Origin of the sequence: Mesorhizobium sp., assembly GCF_024509055.1 — a bacterium.
Classification (GTDB): domain Bacteria; phylum Pseudomonadota; class Alphaproteobacteria; order Rhizobiales; family Rhizobiaceae; genus Mesorhizobium.
In genome coordinates, this window is sequence record NZ_JANINM010000385.1 from 126739 (window position 1) to 149324 (window position 22586).

Sequence of the window (22586 nt, forward strand, 5' to 3'; positions counted from 1 at the left end):
GGCGGCAAGGCGCTATCAGGACACAAGCGCGGCATCTGCCTGACGCCGGACTTCATCGGCGATCGGATGCAGTTCGGCCGCGGGTCGCTCGCCCACCACACTATAGCCGATCCCGTCGACCGCCCATGTGACCCGGCCCATGGTCCCGCTGGACGTGCTGGTCATGCTCGCGGTCTTGTCGATCTGCATGGGCCTCGTCAGCACTGCAAGTTTCGACGCTTGCGGTCCGTCGTAGAGGAGCAGTGCCGCAGGGCCGTGGGGCGTCGCGACCAGTCGCCCCCCGCCATAGCGATAGCCGGCCGTGCTGAGGTCCGGGATCGTGACGCGCTCACCCAATCGAGCGGAGGTCCATCGGATCAGCATGGCGCGCTGGTCGGGGCCGATCTCCGCCGGTCGTATCCGGTCGGCGGCATAGACACGGAAATTATCACTCGCCTCGTTGGCCAGCGCCGCGATGCCCGCGCGGGGTTCGCCGCTCCACCGCGCGCTCGACCAGCCACCGCCAAACCCCAACGCCAGCAGAAGTGACGCGGCGATGGCGAGCTGCCAACGCGGTTGCCGTTGCCGTCCCCTGATCGCTGCCACGCGCATCGTCGCCGGGATCGGTTCATCCGCGACGGGGGCGAACAGGGATGCAAGGGCTCGCGCCTGCTCCGCCTGCTCTCGCACACGGGCATGCACGTCCGGCTGGCCTTCAAGATAGGCGTCGACCAGGCGCTGCCGCTCGGGCGACAGCCTGCCATCGATCCATGCGGCCAGATCGTCCTCGCCGATCGGGCTGGTCATTGCACGCTCCTCAATCGCGGCCGTTCACCCTCCCGGAGGAGGGTCGCCAGACGGTCGCGCCCCCGCGATATGCGCGACATTACCGTGCCCAGCGGCACGCCGACTACGGCAGCGACCTCCGCATAGGGCAGGCCCTCGACCGAGACCAGGAGCAGCACCGTTCGCTGTTCTTCAGGCAACGCATCAAGCGCGCGCAGCAGGTCGCGGTGGTGCAGGCCTGTGTCCTGATCGGCCGGGCGGCCGAGCGCGGCGTCGTCCACGAGGTGGAGCGGAACCGCCGTACCTCGCCGGCTATGCTGCCGCTGATGATCGACCAACAAATTGTGCAGGATCGCATAGACCCACGGGCGGACCTCCGCACCCCGTCGCTGTCGCCAGCGCCCGACCGCGCGCTCCAGGCAATCCTGCACCACGTCATCCGCCATCACCCGGTCGCGCAACCACGACCGGGCATAGCGGCGCAGCCCGGGGATCAGCGGTTCGATCGCGGCGGCAAGCGGGTCCATCTCAGTCGCGCTGCACCTGCACGATGCGCCCCGGCGCGCCGTTCACCACCTCCGCAACCGCCAGAAAGCGCCGGGGTGTCGCGGTCCTGCCCTGAACGATCTGGCGGATCGGACCCGATGCGTTGACGATCGCCGCACCTGCCGGGTTGCTCATGAAGTTCGCAAGCGGCTCTACAGCGCCGCTGCCGTCCGCATTGGCGGTCAGTACGAGCATGTAAGGCTTCTTGGGCTGCAAACCGGTAACGGCACTCTGCACGACCTGAATGATGCCCTGGTCGAAGAGGGTGATGCTGCTTGCCGTACCTTTGCCGCCAATCGGCCCCATGGTCAGATGCAGCGCCTTGCCCGCTGTGCCGAGCGGCTGGAGATTGTCGGTGCCGGGGCCTGTCGGAACTGCGTTCGACACATAGGCGATCGCCTGCGGTGCCTGTCCGACCGGCACGGTAGCGACGACCGTGTTGCCGGCAGTGTCGATCGCGGCCAGCTCATCGGAATTCTCTAGCCCGACATAAACGCGCCGGCCGTCGCCCGATGGCCAAACACCGTGCGGCATCTTGCCGACCGGAATTGTTGCCACCGGCGTGAAGTCGGACGTGCGGAACACCTTGACCACATTCTCTCCGCCGACCGTCACATACGCGAACTGCCCCTTGGCCGTGCGGGCGAAATTGACATGGTTCGTGATAGGCCCGGTATCCAGCACCTTCAGGATCGCGAAGGGTGGCCGAGCATCGAATGCGACCGTCTTGCCGATGTCCTTCAGCGTAAACCACACTTGCTTGCCGTCCGGCGTCGCGGCGATGTTGGGGCAGAAGGGGCTTGGCTGCGCCACCTGTCCGACCTGCGCGTGGGTCGCGACATCGAACACAGCCAATACCGGATTGAACGAAGAGCAGACATAGCCGTACCGGCCATCGGGAGAGAAGATCGTCATGCCCGGACCACCGGGCGTCTTGATGCGCCCCGTCTCCTTGTACGTCGTGGGGTCGAGCACGGCGATATAATCCTCGCCGCGGACCGTGACCCACACCTCCTTGCCGTCCGGCGTGAAGAACGCCTCGTGCGGACTGCGCCCGACATAGGTCGTGTGCTTGACGGTGTTGGTGGCGGTGTCGATCCACGACACGGCGTTCGATCCGATCGACACGACCGCCAAGGTCTTCCCGTCCGGCGAGAAGCCCAGGCCGTGAACCAGCACCTGTCCCTTGTAGAGCGGGGAGAAGTTCATCGGCTGGGGATCGCCGAGTTTGATGACGCCGAGCAGCCGGTTGTCGGCCGGGTCGGTCACCGACACCGTGTTGGAGAATTGTTCAGACGCATAGACGCGGTCGCGGTGGCTGACGGGCATGTCCTTAGCGTTCCACGGCGCCTGCTGGGCCATGGCGAGGCCCGGTGCGGCGCTCATCAGCAAGGCGGCCGAGCGCAGGATGGTCCGGATCATGTCAGTGCTCCATAGGGCTATGGTGGTCGCCGCCCTGCGTCGGGGCTGGCGTCGAAGGCGGTAGCGGCTGGCCGATCGCCAGCTTCATGGCGGCGATCTCCTGCTGCTGATCGATGATGATTTCCTGCGCGATGCGCTTGAGCTGCTCGTTATGGCCGTAGCGCAGCTCCGCCACCGCCATATCGATGGCACCCTGATGATGCGGAAGCATCATCGCCACGAAGTCGCGGTCGACGTCACCGGACGGCTTGACCATCATGCCCGCCATCATCCGGTCCATCGCGACAGACATCATGGTAGCGTAGCCATCGGCGGGGGCGGCCGCGACTGCGCCGGTAAGTAGGGCCGAAGCCGTCAGACCCAGCATCCAATCTCGTCTACGCATAAGCCTCCAGCGCATCGGTCTCGAAAGCGTAGACGATGCTCGTCGGGGTTTATTCCGTGGCCAAAGCCATTTTATCGGTCCTCACCAAAACGATAGTCTCATGCTTCTGCGGTTGGTTGACCGGGTCGCGGTCGGACAGCATATGCGCAGGCACGGCGATGGATTTCCGCCGGGCCATTCGGTCGAACCGCCCTCGCAAGGGCCGATGATTCCTACCAGGCGCCGCAAGGCAGCAAGGAGGAATCGTGCGCGCGACATTTCGCAATCTCTATGACCAGTTCAACATGGCAGCGTTCATTCGCGATCGCCGCACCCATGCCACGTCGGTACTGCGGTGGGCTTTGATCCTGGTCCCGATGGCCGCAGCGGTGGGAACGCTCTGCGCGGCCTTCCTGCGGAGCCTCGACGCCGTAACCCGACTTCGCTTCGCCTTTCCCTGGCTGCTCTACCTGCTGCCGATCGGCGGGTTCGTGGTCGGACTGCTCTACCATCTGACAGGGCGCTTGGTCGAAGGCGGCAACAACCTCATCGTCGAGCAAATCCACGAACCGGGGGGCGGCGTGCCGCTGCGCATGGCTCCGCTCATCTTCTTCGGCACGGTCGTGACACATCTGTTCCGGGGATCGGCGGGACGTGAAGGCACCGCCGTGCAGTTGGGCGGCAGTCTTGCCAGCGGGTTTGGACGCGCGCTCAGATTGGATGCGGAAGCGACACGCACCCTCCTTATGACCGGGATCGCGGCTGGGTTCGGCGCGGTCTTCGGGACGCCGATTGCGGGCGCGGTCTTTGCACTGGAGGTGCTGGCGATCGGTCGGGTCGAGTATCGCGCGCTGGTGCCATGCCTGGTCGCGGCGCTGGTCGGTGACTGGACCTGTCTTGCCTGGGGCATTCATCACGGCGTCTACCATGTCGATGCGCTGGTGCCGGTCGACGCGCTGCTCGTCGCCAAGGCCGGTGTCGCCGGCATTGCCTTCGGTCTGACCGGGCTGACCTTTGCCGAGGCCAATCACGCGCTGGGCGGATGGTTGAAGCGCGTGATCCCCTATGGCCCACTACGACCCGTTATCGGCGGGCTGGCCGTGATTGCGCTGGTCTGGCTGCTCGGAACCCGCGACTATCTTGGCCTGGGTACGCTCGCCGCGACACCGGACAGCCTGACCATCGCCAGCTTCTTTGGTCCCGATACGCACTCGTGGAGCTGGGCGCTGAAGCTGCTCTTTACCGTCGTGACCCTGAGCGCGGGCTTCAAGGGGGGCGAGGTCACGCCGCTGTTCTTTATCGGCGCGGCGCTCGGCAATGCGCTCGCGCCGATGTTCGGAGTACCGTCGGGGCTATTCGCAGCGATCGGCTTCGTCGCGCTGTTCGCGGGCGCGGCCAACACACCGCTGGCTTGCACGTTCATGGGGATCGAGTTGTTCGGCGCGGCCTATACGGTGCCGATCGCAGTCGCGTGCTTCGTCGCCTACCTCTGCTCAGGCCACAACGGCATCTACCTGTCGCAGCGCGTCGCTGTGCCAAAGGTACCTGCCGCACACCTCACACCCGACGCGACCCTGCGCGATGCCCGCACGCACCGCGCTTCTCGCCGGCGCACGCGCGCCTGATCCTGTTTCCTGTCGAAAGCCCGTCATGCCCAATCGTTTCACCGTCCATCACCGCGAAGTCGGGATGCTGCGCATCTATCTGAAACCGTCCGACAAGATCGGCCCGCGTCGCTTCTGGGGGGCAAAGCCGCTCTATCGCGAGCTGATTCGCACCGCGAAGGCGGACGGCATCATCAACGCCGTCGCGCAAAATACCCATTACGGCTTCAGCAATCACGAACCGATCCGGGAGAACGGCTCGGAAATTGCCGATCCGCATCTGACGATCTGTGTCGAACTGGTCGGCGATCGCGATCAGCTCGACCTCTTCTGTCGCCGGTATGGAGATCTGATCGGCGACAAGGTGATCGTCTACAAACGACTGGAGCATTGGACTATCACGCGCAAAACTGAGCTAACCAGAGCCTGATCGGCGTTCCCGTAAAGGAAGGTTGATCGAGAATGACGGTGTACCCCGTGCAGTTTGATCAGTGCTACTGCGGTAGGCTTTCCCAAATTCTGTTCCCGGTTGCCTTTTCCCGGAATGGCGCCGGACCAACGGGGAAACGGGACGCTTGAGCCTGTCGGAACGCACCTGATTCCCGGTGCCAAATAGCAGTTTTAAGACAACTGTTCGCGCCCCTCGCGATCTCGACACGACAATCCATGCCGGATGGCCAATATGCGCGACAGTCAACCCGGCCGGGTTTTCCGATAGGCGAAGCGCCGTTTCGTGCTCGTTCTATGTTATGCCCCCAATGAGTGACGCCGGGGCCGTGCGGGTGATCAAACGGCGATCCGCTCGATCACGGCACTGGCCGCCCGGACAGGAATGAACAGGCGGGTCTTGTGCTGAATGATCTCGGTGAAACACCCGGCCGCCTTCAACTCCCCGAGGCGCGAATATGGCCAGTCGAGCAGTTCGAGCCGATGCTCACCTGCCACCAGGCTGCGCTTCAGCCTGTAGCTGCCAAGCGTCGCCATCTCGCCGGTGCCCAGCACGTGTTTGGCGGTATCCTCCCCTGAGACAACGATCGCTGCCTCGATCCCGAAAGCGGCGGCAAGTTTCGGGACGACCGGCGCAGGCACCAGACGTCCGAGGAACGACTGGCCATCGTCGGTGGTGATACGCCAGACCTGGACATGGTCGTCCGGAAGGCGGTCCCAAACAGGCAGGAGCAGGCCGGCCACCAGATAGATGGTGCTGGTGCGGGTTTTGCCGCGCAGATCGTCGACCTCGGCTGACCAAAGCGTCGAGAACTCTTCCTCGCTTGCTTCCTCCCACATGGTCTCGAGCAGCAGGTCCTGGCGCATCCGCTCGGTTCGGGTCGGCCGGATGAGTTCGAAGCGGCGGACAATTTCGCCGTCATCATCGGTGAGGGAAAAGGTGGTGCAGCGGATGGCCGCCTTGCCGGACTTCCGATTGACCATCGGCCGCGCATCGTCGCCGAGGCGGCGCAATGCCTGTTCCAGGGAGATAGGCTTGTAGCGTTCCTCTGTTTCGAGGCGCAGGATCTCGGTTTCGGCTCCGCTGACCGGATCGCGCCTGATCACCGTTCGATCGAGAATGGTAATTCGCTCGGCGTTGATGGTCTCGACGCCGACGTCGAGCGTCCCAGCCTCCCGAGCCGCTTCAACCCGGGCTTCGATCAGGCCGAGATATTCGTCGAAGATGGCGTTCTGAAGAGCGACGCGCAGTGCCAAGATGCGATTGAGCCAGCGCTGGATGGGGGGTAGATCCTCCCTCAATCCGCCACCTTCACCTTCGAGTTCGAGCCCGGTCAACTGCTGGAACGTGGCGAAGGTGATCGAGCGAAGCTTGCCCTCGGCGAGCAAGCGAAACCATGTCTCGAGCGCCTCTCGTGCATAGTCGCTCTCGAGGTTATCGCGCGGATCGAAAAGTCCTTGCCCCCCCGTTTGGCGTTGGCCGCGGGTCAGTGCACCAAGGCTGTCGAGCCGTCGCGCGATCGTCGAAATGAACCGGCGTTCGCCTCGACAATCGGTGGACACCGGTCGGAAAAGCGGTGCCGCTGCCTGGTGGGTCCGGTGGGTTCGACCGAGGCCCTGGATCGCCGCATCGGCACGCCAGCCCGGCTCGAGGAGATAATGGATACGCCGGGACTGGTTCTCGGCTGAAAGGCTCGCGTGGTACGAGCGACCGGTGCCGCCTGCATCCGAGAATATCAGAATCTTCTTCGCACCACGCATGAAGGCGTCCGTTTCGGCGAGATTGGTGCGCGCTGAACGGTTCTCAATTCGCTGCCGACCACCGACGTCAACGATGATGCGCCGACTACGGCCGGTGACCTCGGCGACGGCGTCGGGGCCGAAATGACCGATGATATGGTCGAGGGCGGACTCGACGATCGGCAGCGCACCGACCTGCTCGACCAGGGTGTCGCGCATCTCGAGCGCCTCCTGGCTCAACACCGGATGACCCGCTTCGTCGCACATCGGCTCCGACCGGGTCTTGCCGGTGTCATCGACGAAGGTCTTCATCTGACGAACGGGGAAGGCCGCGATTAGATAGTCCATCAGAAACTCGCGGGGTGAGAGTTCGATGTCGAGATTGCCGCGTTCCTGTGAGCCGAGCCCGGCCAGTGCGCGATTGAGCATCGCTTCCGATGTCGAGACAAGTTGGACCACCACACTGTCACCGCGCGCCAGATCGGTGCGCATGGCGGGAATGAGGGCGGGGAGCTTCATGCCGATCAGAAGCTGGCCGAAGAAGCGCTGCTTCGTGGATTCGAAGATCGACAGCGCGGCCGCCTTTGCACCCCCGTTATACGTGTCCTTCGAAAAGCTGTCGGTGACCCGCGTTGCGTCCAGTGCGGCACGAAGATTGGCGTGGATGATCGCCCAGGCATCGGCATAGGCGTCGTATACGGCGATCTGATCGTCGGTGAGCTGATGCTCGAGGATGTCGTACTCCACGCCCGCGAAGCTCAGCGCGCGTGCCGTGTACAGCCCCTGCATCTTGAGGTCGCGCGCGATCAGCTCGAGGGCCGCCATACCGCCGCGCCGCAAGCTTTCAACGAAGGCGCGGCGATCCGCGAAGGCGGTACCTTGACCCCACAGGCCGAGGCGGGTCGCATAGGCAAGATTGTTCACATCGGAGGCACCGGTGGCCGAGACGTAGAGGACTCGCGCGCGTGGAAGGAGGTTCTGCAGCCGCACGCCTGCGATGCCTTGATCCGATCCGTCCTTCGTGCCGAACCGGCCTTCGCCTCCAGCTACACCGGCCATCTCGTGTGCTTCGTCGAAGACGAGCATACCTTCGAAGCTATCACCCGCCCAGTCGAGGATCTGCTGGAGGCGACTGCCCTTATCGCCGCGGCTCGATCGCAGCGTCGCATAGGTGAGAAAGAGGACGCCCTCTCCGGCGCCGATGGCCGTACCGAGCTTCCATTGGTTGAGATGCTGGATGTCGAGTGCGAGTCCTCCCACCGCGGTCCAGTCCCGTCGCGCGTCCTCAAGGAGCGTTTCGGTCTTCGAGATCCAGACGTGCCGGCGATGACCGCGGAGCCAATGATCGAGGATGATAGACGCGACTTGCCGACCCTTTCCCGCCCCGGTTCCATCGGCGAGGAAGAAGCCCGTCCGATACGGGCGACCTTCATCGTCCGGAATCAGGGTCAGGCCTTCCTCGCCGGGATGAAATCGGCCGGGAAGGTCGCGCTGAAAGGCGTCACCAGCGTAGATCAGCGTCTCGAGCTGCGCGTCCGACAGGACCTGGCTTTCGAGAATGGCGACGGGAAGGTTCGGCGCATAATGCGGTTGCGGTGCGGTGATCGACCCCATTGCGATCGATTCCACCAAGGCGGTTGGATGCTGCGCGGCGTCCTCAATCACAATGCGGCTTGGTCGATAGGGAAGGTAGACGCCAGCGGCTTCGCCTACCGGTGCCGGATCGTCGAGCACCGCATAGGAGATGTCCCGCATCACGGCAGAGGGCGTAGGGCGGGCAAGTGGCGTCGCCAGCCGGGGACGAGCCGCAAGAGCACCGAGCAACGACGACGGCCTGGGAACCGGCGATGAAGGCGCCGCGACCCGTGTAGGCGCTGGGAAGGCCACGATATGTCCGAGGGCATCGCTGAGGGTGGAGCAACGGATCAGCTCTGCTTCTCCTGAGCGCCCCTTCTCGAGGACCATGATCTTCACAGCCTGACCCGTACCGTGCTTCGCATAGGCATTGGGGGGCAGCGCAAGATGCAACGTCAGTGCGCAGCCCTCCGTCGCCCTTTTCCAGGCTCGACTTGACGTATCGACCCGTTCGGGGAGAACGGCCGCACACCGTCCGCCAACAGAAAGCCGGGACAATGTCGAGCGGAGATGTCGGAAGGCCGCGAGCGGATCGGCATGGCGCCCCAGGCTCCGCGAAAACGGCGGATTGATCAGGGCCGCAGTGGGCCGGATGACCGGGTCGAGAAAGTCGTGGATCAGCTCGGCGTCATGCGTGGTGACGGTCGTGTCGGGAAAAGCGGCGCACAACATCGCAGCGCGGGTCGCGTCGAGTTCGTTGAGGACAAGGCGTGCGCCAGCCCGGTGAGCGAAGGTTGCCAGAAGCCCGGTACCGGCGGAGGGCTCGAGGACGAGATCGTCGGACCCGATGCGCGCGGCAAGGGCCGCCAGAAAGGCCAGCGGCGCGGGCGTTGAGAATTGCTGGAGCTCGATCTGCTCTTCGCTGCGCACACTATGGGTCGGCAGGTTGGACACCAGCCCGTTGAGCTCCGCGAGGCAGGCCGCAGGCCCTGCGGGCAAGTCCGCGGTCGCGAGGTAAAGGACCTGGGCCAGTTCCAGCACGTCATAGGCGTCGCGCAGTGACCAGCGACCGTCGGCTGAGGACGTGCCGTGCGCCTGTTCCATAAGCCACAGCAACGACTCCCGCTTTACCGGGTCTTTCCTGGCGATGATCACGGCGAGCGCCCTGGCGGCCGTGATCGATGGCGCGGCAAACTCCAGCTCGGAAGCATCGAGGAGGCGGGCTGCGGGTAGGTGGCGCATCGAGGTTACTCCGTTCTTCCGTCCGGTGTTCATCACCGGATCGACACGCCGGAGGCGGCCTCCCCTCTTGTCGGCCTGGCGAGAATCGACCGGCGAGCTCGGGTTTGATCGCACACGACCCGTCCCATGCCGCCGCACGGAATCGTCTTGACGCGAATGCCAACTTTACGGAACATAAAGGGAACACACTGAGTCTAGCTGATATGTCCGCCGCCCTTCATCCTGCCGTCCCCGGCATTGACCATTTGCGCAGGATCGCTTCGCCGGCGACCGACTTCAGGGTCATGCCGTTTGGCATCGCGGCGCTCGACGCACGGCTGGGGGGAGGGGGCTTACGGGCGGGGGCGTTGCACGAAGCTACGCCGCGCAGCCCCTCGCTCGCCGATGATGCGGCCGCAACGCTCTTCCTCGCCGGCATCGCCGCGCGGGAAGCGATCGCCACAGGCGGTCTGGTGTTATGGGTGAGCTGCCGCACTGATCTCTACGCGCCGGCGCTGGAGCAAGCGGGGCTGCCGGCCGCAAGCGTGATCTATGCCCAGCCAAGGGACGATACCGCGCTCCTGGCGGTGGTCGAGGACGCGGTGCGTGACGGCACGCCGTGTGCGATCGTCGCCGAGGCGAGCAAGGTTTCAATGGTCGCGACGCGACGCTTGCAGCTCGTCGCGGGTGATGCCGACATACCCATTCTTCTCCTTCGCCGCGCGCGCCGTCTCGGCCAGGAAGTCTTCAACGAGCCGTCCGCAGCCTGGACGCGCTGGCGCATCGGGTCCGTTTCGTCCCAGCGCCTCGCGGTCGCGGGGGTGGGTCGTCCGCGTTGTTCGCTGGAGTGCAGCCGCCAACGTGGTGGCGAGAGCTTCACCATGATCGTGGAGGGCAGCGATGAGACGGGTCGTCTCGCTGTTCCTGCCGACCTTAGCCATCGATCGGCTGAGGCGGCTGGAACGGTCCGCTCTGCAGCAGCCTGAACGGTCTGTCCTCGAGGTGCCGATCGACGACGATCCGGGGGACTGTTCGGTGCCCCGGGGCGGCGGATGGCGTCCGGGCGCCCGGTGGGCGCGGCAAGGGCTGCCGACGCGGGCTGTTGTTGAGGCACAGATCGCAGCGCTTCCAACGCATGCGCGTCCCCCCGTACGCGAACTCGGTCGCCGGTCGGAGGCGGCCAGCCATCCGTTTAAGGCCATGGTGCAGGCTGCTCCGACATCGCCCCATCCCCTCCCATTGCTGGGGCACGCGCCGCTGGCGTTGGTAGGCAAGGTCGGGCGGCGAGAAGACATCGTCGCCGCGTGCGATGGGGCGCGCGCCCTGGGCGTGTATCCGGGCATGGCGGCGACCCACGCACGCGCGCTCGTATCGGACCTCGACGTCCGCCCGGCTGATCCGGAGGCGGATAGCGCGTTGCTCGATCGCCTGGCCTTGCTCGCCGTACGACGCTGGTCGCCGGTCGCAGCGGCGACGCCGAACGACGGGATCTGGATCGATCTTTCCGGTTGCGCGCATCTGCATGGCGGCGAGGAGCTGTTCTGCCGCCGTCTTCATGCCTTCTGCCGACGGGCGGGCTTCTCCGCACGGATCGCGGTCGCCGATACGGGTGGAGCGGCGCATGCCCTGGCAAGATACGGACGCGGCGAGATCATACGGGCACCCTCGGGCGCGACCGCGGATGCATTAGCGCCGCTGCCGGTTGCCGCCTTGCGGCTTGCGCCCTCCGCGCTCCGTGCGTGTCGACGCTTCGGCTTCGATACGATTGCAGATCTCCTGCCCGTGGCTCGGGGACCACTCGCCAGGCGCCTCGGGCTGCCAGCGATCGTTCGGCTCGATCAGGCGTTGGGTGCCGTAGCGGAGCCGATCACGCCCCGCGAGGATGCCGAGGTTCCTGGCGTTGAATGCCGGTTGCTCGAGCCGATCGGTACCGCTGAGGCGATTGAGCAGGTGATGGGCGATCTGCTGCGGGATCTTGCCCGTGTTCTGCAAGCGCGAGGGCTGGGCGCGCGGTCGCTGCGGTTCGCCGGCCTGCGGGTCGATGGATCCGAACAGATCGTCGGCGTGGGGACTTCGCGACCCGCGCGAGAAGTTTCCCACTTGCTTCGCCTGCTGAAGCTCAGGATCGAGCGGATCGATCCGGGCTTGGGTTTCGAGCAGTTTCGGCTCGTAGCGCCGCACACCGAACCGCTTGACGCGGTGGATCTGGGCGCCGTGCTGGTCGACGACCGACAGAAGCGCGATCCAGCGCGCCTCGTCGACGTGATCGCGGGCCGGATCGGTGCCCAGGCCGTCTACCGCGCAGCCCCACGCGAAAGCCACGTGCCCGAGCGCGCCGTGATCCGATCCGACCCCATCGCTCTGCCGGGCGCATGGCCGGCATGGAAGCGGCCCATCCGGCTCTTTGCTCGACCCGAACCCCTCGGCCGGGTCATCGCGCTGATGCCGGACCAACCTCCGCGCCGCTTCGAATGGCGAGGGCGCGTGCATCGGATCGTCGCCGGCGATGGTCCCGAACGGGTGCATGGCGAATGGTGGCGGCGTGACGCCGAGGTCTGGGCGATCCGTGACTATTACCGGGTCGAGGATGAGGAGGGCGGCCGGTTCTGGGTATTCCGGCGCGGCGACGGCTTCGAGGACAACACCGGCGATCTGTCGTGGTGGATGCATGGGGTCTTTGGATGACCCATTACGTCGAGTTGCAGGTCCTCACGCATTTCTCGCTATTGCGCGGTGCATCGTCTGCCGAGGAATTATTCTCTGCCGCAGCATTGCTCGGATATCCCGCGATCGGGGTAAGCGATATCGGGACCGTGGCCGGCGTGGTCCGGGCCTGGGAGGCGCAGAAAGCGACCGGCGTTCGCCTGATTGCGGGCACCCGGGTCGATCTGTCCTGCGGCCGACGCCTCCTGCTCTATCCGACGGATCGACCAGCTTGGTCGCGGATCACGCGGCTCCTGACGGTCGGCAAGAAGCGGGCAGGGAAGGGCGCATGTCTGCTGCACTGGCATGATCTTGCGCCATGGTCCGACGCCGTCATCGCGATCCTGTTACCGCACGAGGCGGACGAGGAGAACCTTGAGGCGCTGGCCGACCTCAAGGCGGTCTTCGGGCAGCGGGGTTATATGGCGCTGTTCCAGCGGCGTCGGCCAGGTGATGCGGTTCGCATCGACGCGCTCGCGCGACAGGCAGGTGGTGCGGGCATACGCGCGGTCGTCACCGGCGACGTCCTTTATCACGCTCCGGAAGCGCGGCTGCTGCAGGATGTCGTCACCGCCGTCCGAGAGAAGTGCTCCGTCGACGAACTGGGCTATCGACGCGAGGTCAACGCCGATCGCGCGCTCAAATCGCCCGACGAAATGGTACGCAGGTTCCAGGATTATCCGGACGCGTTGCAGGCGAGCGTCGACATCGCCCGGATGTGCACCTTCGACCTCGGCGAACTGGCATATCAATATCCGCACGAGCGGGTCATTGAGGGACTGACTGCACAACAGGCGCTCGAGCAACTCGCGACCGAAGCGGTCGAGGGCATGTTCGACGGAAACGTGCCCAAGTCCTATCGCGACCAGATCGCACACGAGCTGCGGCTGATCGGCGAACTCGGCTATGCGCCCTACTTCCTGACGGTCCATTCGATCGTGCGTGAGGCCCGCCGGCGTGGGATCCTGTGCCAAGGGCGCGGCTCGGCTGCCAATTCGTGCGTCTGCTTCGTGCTCGGGGTCACGTCGATCGATCCGATCAAGCATGAACTGCTCTTCGAACGCTTCGTATCGGGCGAACGGCGCGAGCCCCCCGATATCGACATCGATTTTGAGCATGAACGGCGCGAGGAGATCATCCAGTGGATCTACGAAACCTATGGGCGTGACAGGGCAGCGCTGACCGCGGTCGTCACTCGTTACCGGGCGCGCGGCGCGGTACGCGATGTCGGCAAGGCGATGGGCTTGCCCGAGGATCTCACCTCCTCCTTGGCAGGCCTGGTCTGGGGGTGGTCCGCCGAAGGGGTCGGCGAGAAGCAGGTCGACGAGCTCAACCTCGACATCGGTGATCGCCGGCTGCGTCTCACACTCGATCTTGCGCGCAAGCTGATCGGTGTACCGCGTCACATGAGCCAGCATCCAGGCGGTTTCGTCCTGACCCATGATCGTCTCGACGACCTCGTTCCCATCGAACCAGCGGCGATGGAGGACCGCCAGATCATCGAATGGGACAAGGACGATATCGACAGCCTCAAGTTCATGAAGGTCGACGTGCTTGGGCTCGGCATGCTCGGTTGCATGAACCGCGCCTTTGACATGCTCGAGGCGGACAAGGGCCTGCATGTGGAGCTGAAGGATCTGCAGGACGACGATCCGGGCGTCTACGCCATGATCCAGAAGGCCGATACGCTCGGGACATTCCAGATCGAGAGCCGCGCCCAGATGAGCATGCTGCCGCGCATGAAGCCGCGGCGCTTCTACGATCTGGTCATCCAGGTCGCGATCGTAAGGCCCGGGCCGATCCAGGGCGATATGGTCCATCCCTATCTCCGCCGACGGGAGGGTCTTGAGCGCCCCGAGTATCCACGCCCTGAGCTGCGCGCCGTTCTCGAAAAGACGCTTGGCGTTCCACTCTTTCAGGAACAAGCCATGAAGGTTGCGATCGTCGGCGCCGGGTTCACGCCGGCTGAGGCGGACGCGCTGCGCCGTGCGATGGCGACGTTCAAGTTCACCGGCGGTGTCAGCCATTTCAGCGAGAAACTGGTGGAAGGCATGGTTGCCCGAGGGTATCCACGGGACTTCGCGGAGCGTACCTTTCGTCAGCTCGAGGGCTTCGGTTCCTACGGCTTTCCTGAGAGCCATGCCGCGAGCTTTGCCAAGATCTCCTATGCGTCGTCGTGGATGAAGCATCATCATCCGGACGTTTTTTGCGCCAGCTTGATGAACGCGCAGCCGATGGGCTTTTACGCGCCGGCTCAGATCGTGCGCGACGCGCGCGAGCACGGCGTCGAGGTTCGGCCGCCTTGCGTCAATGCGAGCCGCTGGGACTGTACGCTGGAGCCGACCGGGAGCCGATATCTGGCCGTCCGGCTCGGACTGAGGGTGATCCGCGGTTTGTCCAACGCCGATGGGGCCAAGATCGTCGCAGCTCGGGCAACCGCCTCGTACGACAGCGTGGAGGACGTCTGGCGCCGATCGGGGGCGCAACGCGCCTCGATCGAGAAGCTGGCCGACGGCGACGCCTTCCACGCGTTCGGCGCCGATCGGCGGCAAGGGCTGTGGAAGGTGAGGGGGCTGGGGGAGGCGCCGCTGCCCCTCTTCGCGGCCGCCGATCGTGCGGCTGTTGCCGGCAGCGTCGAGGGTATCGAGCCTGCGGTAGCGCTGCGCCCACTCACCGACGGGCGCGAGGTCATCGAGGACTATCGCAATCTGCAACTGTCGCTTCGCGCACATCCCCTAAGCTTCGTGCGCGACGAGCTGTCCCGACAAGGCGTGCGCTCTTGTGCCGACCTGAGCACCATCCGTGATGGCCGCCACGTCGAGGTGGCGGGCATCATCCTTGTCCGGCAGAAGCCGGGCAGCGCCAAAGGCGTGCTGTTCATCACCATCGAGGATGAAACCGGCATCGCCAACGGGATCCTGTGGCCGGATCGTTTCGAGGCGCAGCATCGCACAGTGATGTCGGCGTCGATGGTCGGGTTGAAAGGGCGCGTGCAGCGCGAAGGCGAGGTGATCCACGTGATCTGCGATCGGATCGTCGAGTACGGGGACCTGCTGATGAAGGTCGGCGACATGTCGTTCCCGCCTCGGACCGGTCGCGGAGACGCCGCGCAGCATCCAGGATCTCCCGATCGCGGAGAACCCGGTCATGACGCCGACCGGTGGAAGCCAGAACCGCGCGACTGCTATTGGCCGCCGCATGCCGACGGCAGGGATCCGGAACAGGTCGTGCGCTTCAAGTCGCACGACTTTCATTGATCCGATGGCGAGCTTGCCACGTCACCAGCGAGTCGTGATCGCGCTCTCCGTCCATATCCTCCGCGCGGGCGTCGCGCGCTGTTCGGAAGGACGCGTCGATGGCATCGAGGTACGGCTCGCGTTGCGATGTCTGCTGCCGCATTGTCCGGAGCCCTGGCCGCTGTCGTTATACTGGGATGCTGCGGCACAGGAGAACGAGATCGGCCGGGCACAGGGCGTAACCGCTGCATTCAATGGCATCGTCCGACAGCTGCGCAAGGCGGGCCGATACGATGAGAACGGCTTTTTGTAAGAGCGGCGTCGGCAGCCGGTGCGGAAGGGGATTTTGGACTCGATAGCTCGATGCAGCATACCAGCATGCGATCCAGCGAACCGGGATCTGGTGATAGGATGATCAAAATCGTCCGATTTCGACCATCCTAACACCGGTCCTCGAACCGCGCACGCTGTCGCTCGCCCGAGCCAGGAGTATGATAGGTGCCGCGAAGGCAACGGTGTGGGCGCCTACACAATACAAGGAAGAAGCTTGTGACGCAGCCACCGCTGCGAATGATCGCGCATCGCTTTGGCATTCCGATGGAGGTGCTCGCGTGCGAACCGCTCGGCAGACCGCCGGTAGCGTACGGCGAGGTTCTCGTGCGCATGACGGCAACGCCGATCAATCCATCCGACCTGATCCCCGTTGCCGGTGCCTATGCTGCGCGAACGTCGCTTCCGTTCGTGCCAGGCTATGAGGGGACGGGAACGATCGAAGAGGTCGGCGACAATGTCGATCCCGGGCTAATCGGTCGGCGCGTGTTACCCTTGGGCAGTGCGGGATGCTGGCAGACGTTGAAGGTCCTGCCGGCCGACTGGTGCATCCTGGTGCCGGACGATGTCGACGATGACGAGGCCGCGACCGCCTATATCAATCCCCTGACCGCCCTACTGATGGTGCGTAGGATGGCCCCGCAGCCAGGAGACGCGGTCGGAATCACCGCCGCCGCGTCGGCAATCGGTCGCATCCTGATCCGCATGATCGCATCGACGAGGGCGCACGCGGTTGCCATCGTGCGCTCGCAGTCGGCGGCCGAAAGCCTCCGCTGCGAACCTGCTGAGGTGGTCTGGAGCGATACGCCAATGCCCAGGCTCAATGGAGCCATGGACGCGGTTGGCGGCCGCGCGGGATGCGATCTGGCGGCCGCGGTCGTGCCGGGCGGCCAGATGCTGCATTATGGTTTGATGTCAGGGAAGCCGCTGGCCGGGACGGGCGCCACCACAGCACAATACTTCAGACTGCGGGATATCGTTCATGCCATATCGAGAGCGCAGCTCGACGAATTGATGTCTGTTGTATTTGACGAGATACGGGTCGGCCGTGCCGCGATCTCGATCGCTGCCCGCTACCCCCTGGCGGAAATCGGTCTTGCGCTCACGCACGATGCCCGTGTCGGACGAAGCGGCAAAATCCTGCTCTGCCCGTGAGAGAGGGACGGGGATGGGGCGGCGAGCGAAGCCGCGCCATCTTCCGACGATGCATCACCCCGCCGTTAATTGCGAGCGACCGCGCAGTGCCGCTCTGCGGCAATCGGTCCCTCGTCCTGCGTCATCGTCGGGCGAATGAGTCTCTAACGCGCTTGGCGCGCCAGGCATCGTTCCAGTCGTTGTGAACATCGGGCACATGTGCCACAAGTTCACGGCGGTGACGGGACAGGTGCTCGCGTGCCTTCTCAAGGAGCCGCGCTGCCGCCGGCCCGCGATCGGCATAGACGATGATCCTGCGCACTTTTTCGGGGATAGCGACGAATGCGAGCCGTTCCACGCCGCCCAGCGCCCAGGTCGGCGTACCGAACCAGTGCATCGCAGACAGTGCGTCCTCAATGCCTTCGGCGAGACCAAGTTCGTCCGTCGCGGGTGCAAGCCTGATGGCGCCGGTACCTAGGAGTCCGAGCGCAACTTTGGGCTTCGGGATTGGCTTGTGAAGGATGTCGACCGGATCGAGGAAGGTCCGCTGCACCGCGATCACGCCCAGGTCACTTTCTACGGCTGCGATCAATGCGGGCATGACCCGCTTGTCGGAGCCAGAGCCAAGCACGGTCTTCGGATTGAACCGTAAGCTTCGCGGATAGGGTCCGGTCAGTCCGCGGGCGCGCAAATACGTCTCGGCCAGCGTTCCGACGACCGGCTTGCTCGCGTGCCACAATCGAACCGCAAGCGCACTCATGTCGCGCCGCGGTTCCTTGGCAGGCATGTCGAGCGGCGCGCGATCATGAAGGCGTTGCCGCTGCAGCGCCTTGAGCACCTCGGCGGTGGTGCACCCGGCGAAGCAGTGGAACAGGATGGCGCTATCGCCAAGCCTGACCGAGAGGCTGGGCGACACATCGTCATGTGCTGGGCATCGGCATTCGCCACGGGTGCCGCGCCATACCCCGCCAAGGCGCTCGACGATCGTCTTTGCGCGGACTTCAGCGTCGAGCGGCAGTCTAGGCATCGGCCGAGCTCCGGCATCGTGCTGGACTGCGATCATTTCCTGACACTCCGGTAACTTCGAACCGCAGGGTCATCGTCGCCCTCGCCTCTGGACGGCGAGCGAAGAGCCAAAGACTGAAAGGAACTGATCTCGTGCGCGCGCGGCGTCGCCGCATGAACGCCCTTGGGCGGCTAGCTAACCGTAACGTCCTGTGAAGAGGTCGCCGAGCGCGCGGCGTCGAAAGGCGTTCCACCACCGACGGCGACGATGTTCTGGCGCATCGTGGATCATGTGGCAGCGCGGACAGAGGGCGGCGAGGTTTCGCCAACGCGGACCGCTGAAACTCGGATCGTGATTGAGATGCGCTGTGGCCAGGTAGACCGGTCTGCGCGTGATGCAGATCGCGTCTAGAGCAACAAAAGCGGGAGGCCGTCGCAACACGCGGCCGCGTCCATCCCGCCAGGAACGCCCGTCTGCGTCCCACCAGACCCCTTTCGCATCCTTGAGCTGAGCAACGTGTCGGCCATGCGGCCGTCCGCAATGTTCGCAACGACCACTTGCACGTTCGAAGCGTACGATCCGGCTGATCTCGGGCCAGTCGATCGGATAAAGCCAGCGATGTTCCGGACGGATCGGCATGCGACGATTCTGAATCATGCGCACCGAGAACGAAAGGAGAAAATGCGGCGAATGATCTGCCGATCCCGGCATACCGAGTTTGAAAGGGCGTGACGACCGCCAGCCGATCGCTTGGCCAGAGCCTCACACCTGTTCGCCGGTACTTTTGGCCAGAACCGAAAAGGTGTCGGCGATGAGCTCTGTTCGGTAGCCTGTATCATTGGTGTCGCCATGCTGCCCCTCGCGCACGCGTCCTGTGATATGGACAAGATCACCGACGCCGGCAACCTCCAGTTGGTTGGTCAGGTTCGAGAAACACACGACGCTATTCCATAGGGTATCCTGCTTCCATTCGTCGCCATCACGTCGGTTGTAATTTGCTGCAACGTTCACGAACGTGACCTTTTCTCGCCTGTTGATCTTGCCGACACGCCCGATGATGCGGAATTCAGCGATATTCTGGGGCATGATGCTCTTCTCCAGTGACTCACTCAATTGAACAGGCGGGGTCGCGCGATCAGTCGCTCTTTGTCAGCGCGCGCGGCTGGAAATGGTATTTCGTGACGTTCTGAGGTGTTGCGTAGGTCTCGTACGCCGCCAGCCAGTCGCGACTGATGGCTCGTTGCGCGGTTGCTAGCGGAAGCCGGTGCTCGCACACGAGCCGCCACAGAACGAAGGCGAGTGCATTCTTGTCATCCGCATTCGCTTGTCCGCGGCGCGGTTGAAGCCAGAGATTGCCGGCATCGAATGGTGCGCCGCCTAGAGAAATCGGAATGAGGTGATCAAGCTCATAGTCGGCCAATCGTCCGTCTGGATATTGCGCCTGCATCATCCGCCGCTTCAGGGGACCGGTGACACCGTAGGAGGGGCGCATCGATCGGGAATATCCCGGTCGACAGATCGTCCTCCCAATGTTCCCTTGCGTGATGCGAGCGTCGATCGAGCCTCTCACATCGGGCGGCGGCAATCGTCCATCGATACCCAGCGGAAGCGGCGGACGCAGGATCGTCGACGCGAGACTCTGGACAGCCTCGCAAAACGGCTCATCGCATCGGGCGTTTCCCGAAAACGGCGCGCCAATCGCATGGCTCAAACCGCCGTGCCACCATGCAAGTACGGCAAGCACCCCTGCACCGACGATCAGCGCCAGCCACCTCATCGCCCGCCTTTGGGACCGCAGGTGCAGGTGAAAATCTGAATGGATCCGTGTCGAGACATAGTCCACGTTTACCACAGGACGTTATTGGACGCCAAGTCAGGTTTGTCAGTGTGCTGCCATTCGTTCGGTCCGGAATCCCCACAGGCTCTTTGCAAGATCGAGTTCGTCGCGCTTTGCCTTGCCGATCATTCCCGTGAAATATGCGCCTGGCGTCAGCCGAATTTCCGACCGCGAATGGCGTTCGGCGGTAATCATGATCGCCACCGCTGCGGCATCCGGCCCAAGCTTTTCCAAGGCGTCCACATAGACCCCGATGCGGATCCCGAGATCGTTGCGCAGCCGAGAGGCGGCCCGATGAATATCGGACCACGCGGGTCTGCTGTTGCCGACGTACATCGCGGTGGTCGGGAACATCTCCATCAACTCTGCTGGACGAGTGTTGAAGCGACTGTTCGACGGTGACGCCGAGAGGTCGGCTGGAGGTGGAGCGGAACCGATTGGATCAGAACTACAAGCTCGCTCAGCCCGTACATCTTTGATGGGGTGAGGGCTGGTTTGTATATGTATGAAGGGCTCATTTTTTGACCCTGACCCATCATTATCTTCAGGAAACATACATTCGTCGATGGTCGTGGCAACGAGTTGCTCGACGTGCGGCAAACGGCTGAGTGCAGCCCGATAGAGATCACTGTCACGCACGGAACGCGCCTGCGCTGCAGCTTCAGCCACGCTATCGATGGCTTCCTGGAGGGCAAACCACCGCGGGCCCGTCAACCGCATATCGGCTGCTTGCGCGAGTGCCTGACCAACAATCCGGCTAACGCGGGCAATCTCCTGCCGACCCTCCTTGAAGAGCCGAGATTGTGCCGAATAGGCATCGGCGCGCTCGCGAAGCTCCTCGAAGCGGATGCGAAGCGGCGAGAGGTCGACACCAAAGGCGGTTGAGATTGCACCCGTATGATCACGGCGGCCTGTGCGCCGTCCATGAGCGCTGTCGCGCGCGAGGATCAGTCCGAGCGCTCTGAGCTGCCGGAGACGGGCTTTGATCGCACTGACCGTCTTGCCGGCGTCCTCAGCGAGCGTGAGGTTGCTTGGCCAGGCGATCGGCGTGCGCCCTTCCTTCCAATCATCGGCATGGGTGTAGCTGATGAGGTGTTCGAGCGTCTGTAGCGCACCGATCCCAACGCCTAGCGCCGCTGCTGAGCGCTTGACGACGGCGAACACCGCTTTCCGGTCGACCGTCGTCGGCGCATCGACAATCCTAGTCTCGAGCGCGCGTGCGATCTGGCGGGAGAAGGCCGTGATCGGTCGGGCTCCCGTTCCCCCCGTAAAGGCATTCTGGGTATAGGTCATCGTTCGTCCCCTCGTTCGAGGGGCCGTCAGCAGGCAAAACAGAGGCGTGGCGCGAAGCGCGCTCCCTTGAACCGAGGCTCGGAAACCGGTACGTGGAAGATCTCTGAGTGACCGGTCAGCGTTTGGCGACGCTGCCACGTTGCGATTTCTGGGTGCCCGGCCTTCGTGCCGGGCATTCGTTTATGTGCTCACGGCCACCCTTTCTGTTCGGTCTCACGCTGGCCGCCGAGCGGCCGCGGAGAACATTAAGGGACGATGCCAGCCCAATCAGGGGTTCGGAAGCGGGCACGACTCGTGCTTTCGCGGACCGAAGCGAGAAAAAGTTCGTGCTTTGACGGACCGACGCGGAGTCCGTTCGTGCTTTGACGGACGTCCATTCGTGTTTTGGAGGACGCTACTTCGTGCTTTGACGGACGAAAGTTCGTGCTTTGAGGGACGCTCGTTCGTGTTCTCGCGGACCGGTCCGCGAATCAGTCGCGAATCGCGTCGCTGGTCGTCTGCTCGGCCGACAGAAGGGCCTTTTTCGGCGTCAACGTGACCAGGGAAGGGGCCGCGACCCTGCGTTTCGGGGCGTCCACTGCAGGAGCATCTGCTTCGTTGAGCAAAACCCGGTAGTCAGGAATCGAGTCCAGGTCCGCGATGCCACGCAGAACGTGGCGAAAATGCTTCAGCGTGTTCTGATAGCCAAGCTGAAGGCGCAAATCGTTCAATCCGATCTGCACGGGACCATCGATACAGGTGGAGCGCGCGACTTCGTAAAGTCGTCGTTCGACTGGACCAAGCTGGAAATAGTCCGGCGAATATTCGAGGACCCGGCGATCGCGCAGGATCGCACGGTATAGCCAGTCACAAAGGCGGACTTTCACGCCCTTGAGACGTGGTTCACCGGTCCGTGTCTTCGTATATTGGAGTTGCGCCTCGGACAGCCACGAGAAGAAGCCCGTCTGGCCTTCGCCACCGGCTTCGATGTTCGTCTTGATCTGCGTACCCTGAAGCCGTCCTAACGCATCAGAGAGGCGTGTATAGGAGCGTGCAGAACCGCTGACCCCCGTCACTCGGAAGAGGTCGTGGGCCGTAAAGTAGAACTCCTGGGCCACGCGCTCGCCTGCATCCATCTTCGAGACAAGCAAGCTCGCGATATACAGTAGGATCTCCTTGTCATAGATTGTGGCAACACCGCTGGGACCAGGGCCGATCTCTATGGAAACACTGTCAGTCTTATAGACTAAGGAGCGCTTCAGCGCAGTCTTCGACAGCGAAAAGAAGGGATAGGCCATGAGTGAGTGCTCACCGCGAACCTCGGTGAGGAGCGGACTGTCGAGGACGAAGAGGTCGCCCTGCGTGGGAGAGGTGCCCGTCATGC

Annotated in this window: 18 protein-coding genes and 1 riboswitch; of the genes, 7 read left to right on the forward strand and 11 right to left on the reverse strand. The window is 64.0% G+C overall.

Features of this window, described 5'->3' with window-relative positions:
• Positions 1-15: 15 nt before the first annotated feature.
• The 4 genes from Q0L57_RS19240 to Q0L57_RS19255 are packed head-to-tail and all read right to left on the reverse strand — an operon-like array spanning position 16 to position 3118.
• On the reverse strand, positions 16-786 hold the full coding sequence (locus Q0L57_RS19240; protein WP_007406229.1) for an anti-sigma factor: 771 nt from the start codon (positions 784-786) through the stop codon (positions 16-18).
• The gene (locus tag Q0L57_RS19245; protein WP_007406239.1) at positions 783-1292 is read right to left on the reverse strand and encodes an RNA polymerase sigma factor; all 510 of its coding nucleotides are present in this window, start codon (positions 1290-1292) and stop codon (positions 783-785) included. The genes Q0L57_RS19240 and Q0L57_RS19245 overlap by 4 nt, the downstream gene beginning before the upstream one ends.
• A gap of 1 nt (position 1293) precedes the next feature.
• The gene (locus tag Q0L57_RS19250; RefSeq protein WP_043061556.1) at positions 1294-2733 is read right to left on the reverse strand and encodes a YncE family protein; all 1440 of its coding nucleotides are present in this window, start codon (positions 2731-2733) and stop codon (positions 1294-1296) included.
• A 1-nt stretch (position 2734) separates the two neighbouring features.
• Positions 2735-3118: a DUF305 domain-containing protein gene (locus Q0L57_RS19255; RefSeq protein ID WP_093667159.1), complete on the reverse strand. Its 384-nt coding sequence runs from the start codon at positions 3116-3118 to the stop codon at positions 2735-2737.
• Positions 3119-3263: 145 nt separating this feature from the next.
• Positions 3264-3340, forward strand: a riboswitch (Fluoride riboswitch).
• Positions 3341-3363: 23 nt separating this feature from the next.
• Here Q0L57_RS19255 and Q0L57_RS19260 point away from each other — a divergent pair.
• The gene (locus Q0L57_RS19260) at positions 3364-4722 is read left to right on the forward strand and encodes a voltage-gated chloride channel family protein (RefSeq protein ID WP_296744644.1); all 1359 of its coding nucleotides are present in this window, start codon (positions 3364-3366) and stop codon (positions 4720-4722) included.
• Between the two features lie 25 nt (positions 4723-4747).
• Positions 4748-5131: a DUF190 domain-containing protein gene (locus Q0L57_RS19265; RefSeq protein WP_116462975.1), complete on the forward strand. Its 384-nt coding sequence runs from the start codon at positions 4748-4750 to the stop codon at positions 5129-5131.
• A gap of 356 nt (positions 5132-5487) precedes the next feature.
• Here Q0L57_RS19265 and Q0L57_RS19270 read toward each other — a convergent pair whose 3' ends face one another.
• Positions 5488-9738, reverse strand: a complete 4251-nt coding sequence (locus Q0L57_RS19270) for a strawberry notch family protein (protein WP_296744645.1) — start codon at positions 9736-9738, stop codon at positions 5488-5490.
• 71 nt (positions 9739-9809) lie between these two features.
• Between Q0L57_RS19270 and Q0L57_RS19275 the strand changes: the two genes are divergently transcribed.
• The 5 genes from Q0L57_RS19275 to Q0L57_RS19295 all read left to right on the forward strand — a co-directional run bounded on the left by Q0L57_RS19275 (position 9810) and on the right by Q0L57_RS19295 (position 17108).
• Positions 9810-10670, forward strand: a complete 861-nt coding sequence (locus Q0L57_RS19275; protein ID WP_296744646.1) for a damage-inducible protein — start codon at positions 9810-9812, stop codon at positions 10668-10670.
• A complete protein-coding gene (locus tag Q0L57_RS19280) occupies positions 10585-12369 on the forward strand; it encodes a DNA polymerase Y family protein (RefSeq protein ID WP_296744647.1) in 1785 nt (594 codons plus the stop codon). Before Q0L57_RS19275 ends, Q0L57_RS19280 begins: the two co-directional genes overlap by 86 nt.
• Positions 12366-15644, forward strand: coding sequence for an error-prone DNA polymerase (locus tag Q0L57_RS19285; RefSeq protein WP_116462973.1), 3279 nt, complete (start codon positions 12366-12368; stop codon positions 15642-15644). The genes Q0L57_RS19280 and Q0L57_RS19285 overlap by 4 nt, the downstream gene beginning before the upstream one ends.
• A 34-nt stretch (positions 15645-15678) precedes the next feature.
• The gene (locus Q0L57_RS19290; protein WP_241768967.1) at positions 15679-15936 is read left to right on the forward strand and encodes a hypothetical protein; all 258 of its coding nucleotides are present in this window, start codon (positions 15679-15681) and stop codon (positions 15934-15936) included.
• Positions 15937-16172: 236 nt separating this feature from the next.
• The gene (locus tag Q0L57_RS19295; RefSeq protein WP_133178099.1) at positions 16173-17108 is read left to right on the forward strand and encodes a zinc-dependent alcohol dehydrogenase family protein; all 936 of its coding nucleotides are present in this window, start codon (positions 16173-16175) and stop codon (positions 17106-17108) included.
• A gap of 121 nt (positions 17109-17229) precedes the next feature.
• Here the strand turns inward: Q0L57_RS19295 and Q0L57_RS19300 are convergent, their stop codons facing one another.
• The 6 genes from Q0L57_RS19300 to Q0L57_RS19325 form a co-directional block, all read right to left on the reverse strand.
• On the reverse strand, positions 17230-18114 hold the full coding sequence (locus tag Q0L57_RS19300; protein WP_296744648.1) for a toprim domain-containing protein: 885 nt from the start codon (positions 18112-18114) through the stop codon (positions 17230-17232).
• A gap of 174 nt (positions 18115-18288) precedes the next feature.
• On the reverse strand, positions 18289-18732 hold the full coding sequence (locus Q0L57_RS19305) for a hypothetical protein (RefSeq protein ID WP_082049424.1): 444 nt from the start codon (positions 18730-18732) through the stop codon (positions 18289-18291).
• 123 nt (positions 18733-18855) lie between these two features.
• Positions 18856-19179 carry a single-stranded DNA-binding protein gene (locus Q0L57_RS19310; RefSeq protein ID WP_043061535.1) on the reverse strand — a complete coding sequence of 108 codons (324 nt, stop codon included), beginning with the start codon at positions 19177-19179 and terminating at the stop codon, positions 18856-18858.
• 49 nt (positions 19180-19228) lie between these two features.
• The gene (locus Q0L57_RS19315; protein WP_240456353.1) at positions 19229-19870 is read right to left on the reverse strand and encodes a hypothetical protein; all 642 of its coding nucleotides are present in this window, start codon (positions 19868-19870) and stop codon (positions 19229-19231) included.
• A 105-nt stretch (positions 19871-19975) separates the two neighbouring features.
• Positions 19976-21223 carry a plasmid replication protein RepC gene (repC, locus tag Q0L57_RS19320; RefSeq protein WP_082049419.1) on the reverse strand — a complete coding sequence of 416 codons (1248 nt, stop codon included), beginning with the start codon at positions 21221-21223 and terminating at the stop codon, positions 19976-19978.
• Positions 21224-21693: 470 nt separating this feature from the next.
• On the reverse strand, positions 21694-22584 hold the full coding sequence (locus Q0L57_RS19325; protein ID WP_043061531.1) for a replication initiator protein A: 891 nt from the start codon (positions 22582-22584) through the stop codon (positions 21694-21696).
• Positions 22585-22586: the final 2 nt, after the last annotated feature.

Coding starts and splice junctions, on each gene's coding strand:
- Q0L57_RS19240 (WP_007406229.1), bottom strand. CDS start 786: ATGACCAGCCCGATCGGCGAGGACGATCTGGCCGCATGGATCGATGGC.
- Q0L57_RS19245 (WP_007406239.1), bottom strand. CDS start 1,292: ATGGACCCGCTTGCCGCCGCGATCGAACCGCTGATCCCCGGGCTGCGC.
- Q0L57_RS19250 (WP_043061556.1), bottom strand. CDS start 2,733: ATGATCCGGACCATCCTGCGCTCGGCCGCCTTGCTGATGAGCGCCGCA.
- Q0L57_RS19255 (WP_093667159.1), bottom strand. CDS start 3,118: ATGCGTAGACGAGATTGGATGCTGGGTCTGACGGCTTCGGCCCTACTT.
- Q0L57_RS19265 (WP_116462975.1), top strand. CDS start 4,748: ATGCCCAATCGTTTCACCGTCCATCACCGCGAAGTCGGGATGCTGCGC.
- Q0L57_RS19270 (WP_296744645.1), bottom strand. CDS start 9,738: ATGAACACCGGACGGAAGAACGGAGTAACCTCGATGCGCCACCTACCC.
- Q0L57_RS19280 (WP_296744647.1), top strand. CDS start 10,585: ATGAGACGGGTCGTCTCGCTGTTCCTGCCGACCTTAGCCATCGATCGG.
- Q0L57_RS19285 (WP_116462973.1), top strand. CDS start 12,366: ATGACCCATTACGTCGAGTTGCAGGTCCTCACGCATTTCTCGCTATTG.
- Q0L57_RS19300 (WP_296744648.1), bottom strand. CDS start 18,114: ATGCCTAGACTGCCGCTCGACGCTGAAGTCCGCGCAAAGACGATCGTC.
- Q0L57_RS19305 (WP_082049424.1), bottom strand. CDS start 18,732: ATGCCGATCCGTCCGGAACATCGCTGGCTTTATCCGATCGACTGGCCC.
- Q0L57_RS19310 (WP_043061535.1), bottom strand. CDS start 19,179: ATGCCCCAGAATATCGCTGAATTCCGCATCATCGGGCGTGTCGGCAAG.
- Q0L57_RS19315 (WP_240456353.1), bottom strand. CDS start 19,870: ATGAGGTGGCTGGCGCTGATCGTCGGTGCAGGGGTGCTTGCCGTACTT.
- repC (WP_082049419.1), bottom strand. CDS start 21,223: ATGACCTATACCCAGAATGCCTTTACGGGGGGAACGGGAGCCCGACCG.
- Q0L57_RS19325 (WP_043061531.1), bottom strand. CDS start 22,584: ATGACGGGCACCTCTCCCACGCAGGGCGACCTCTTCGTCCTCGACAGT.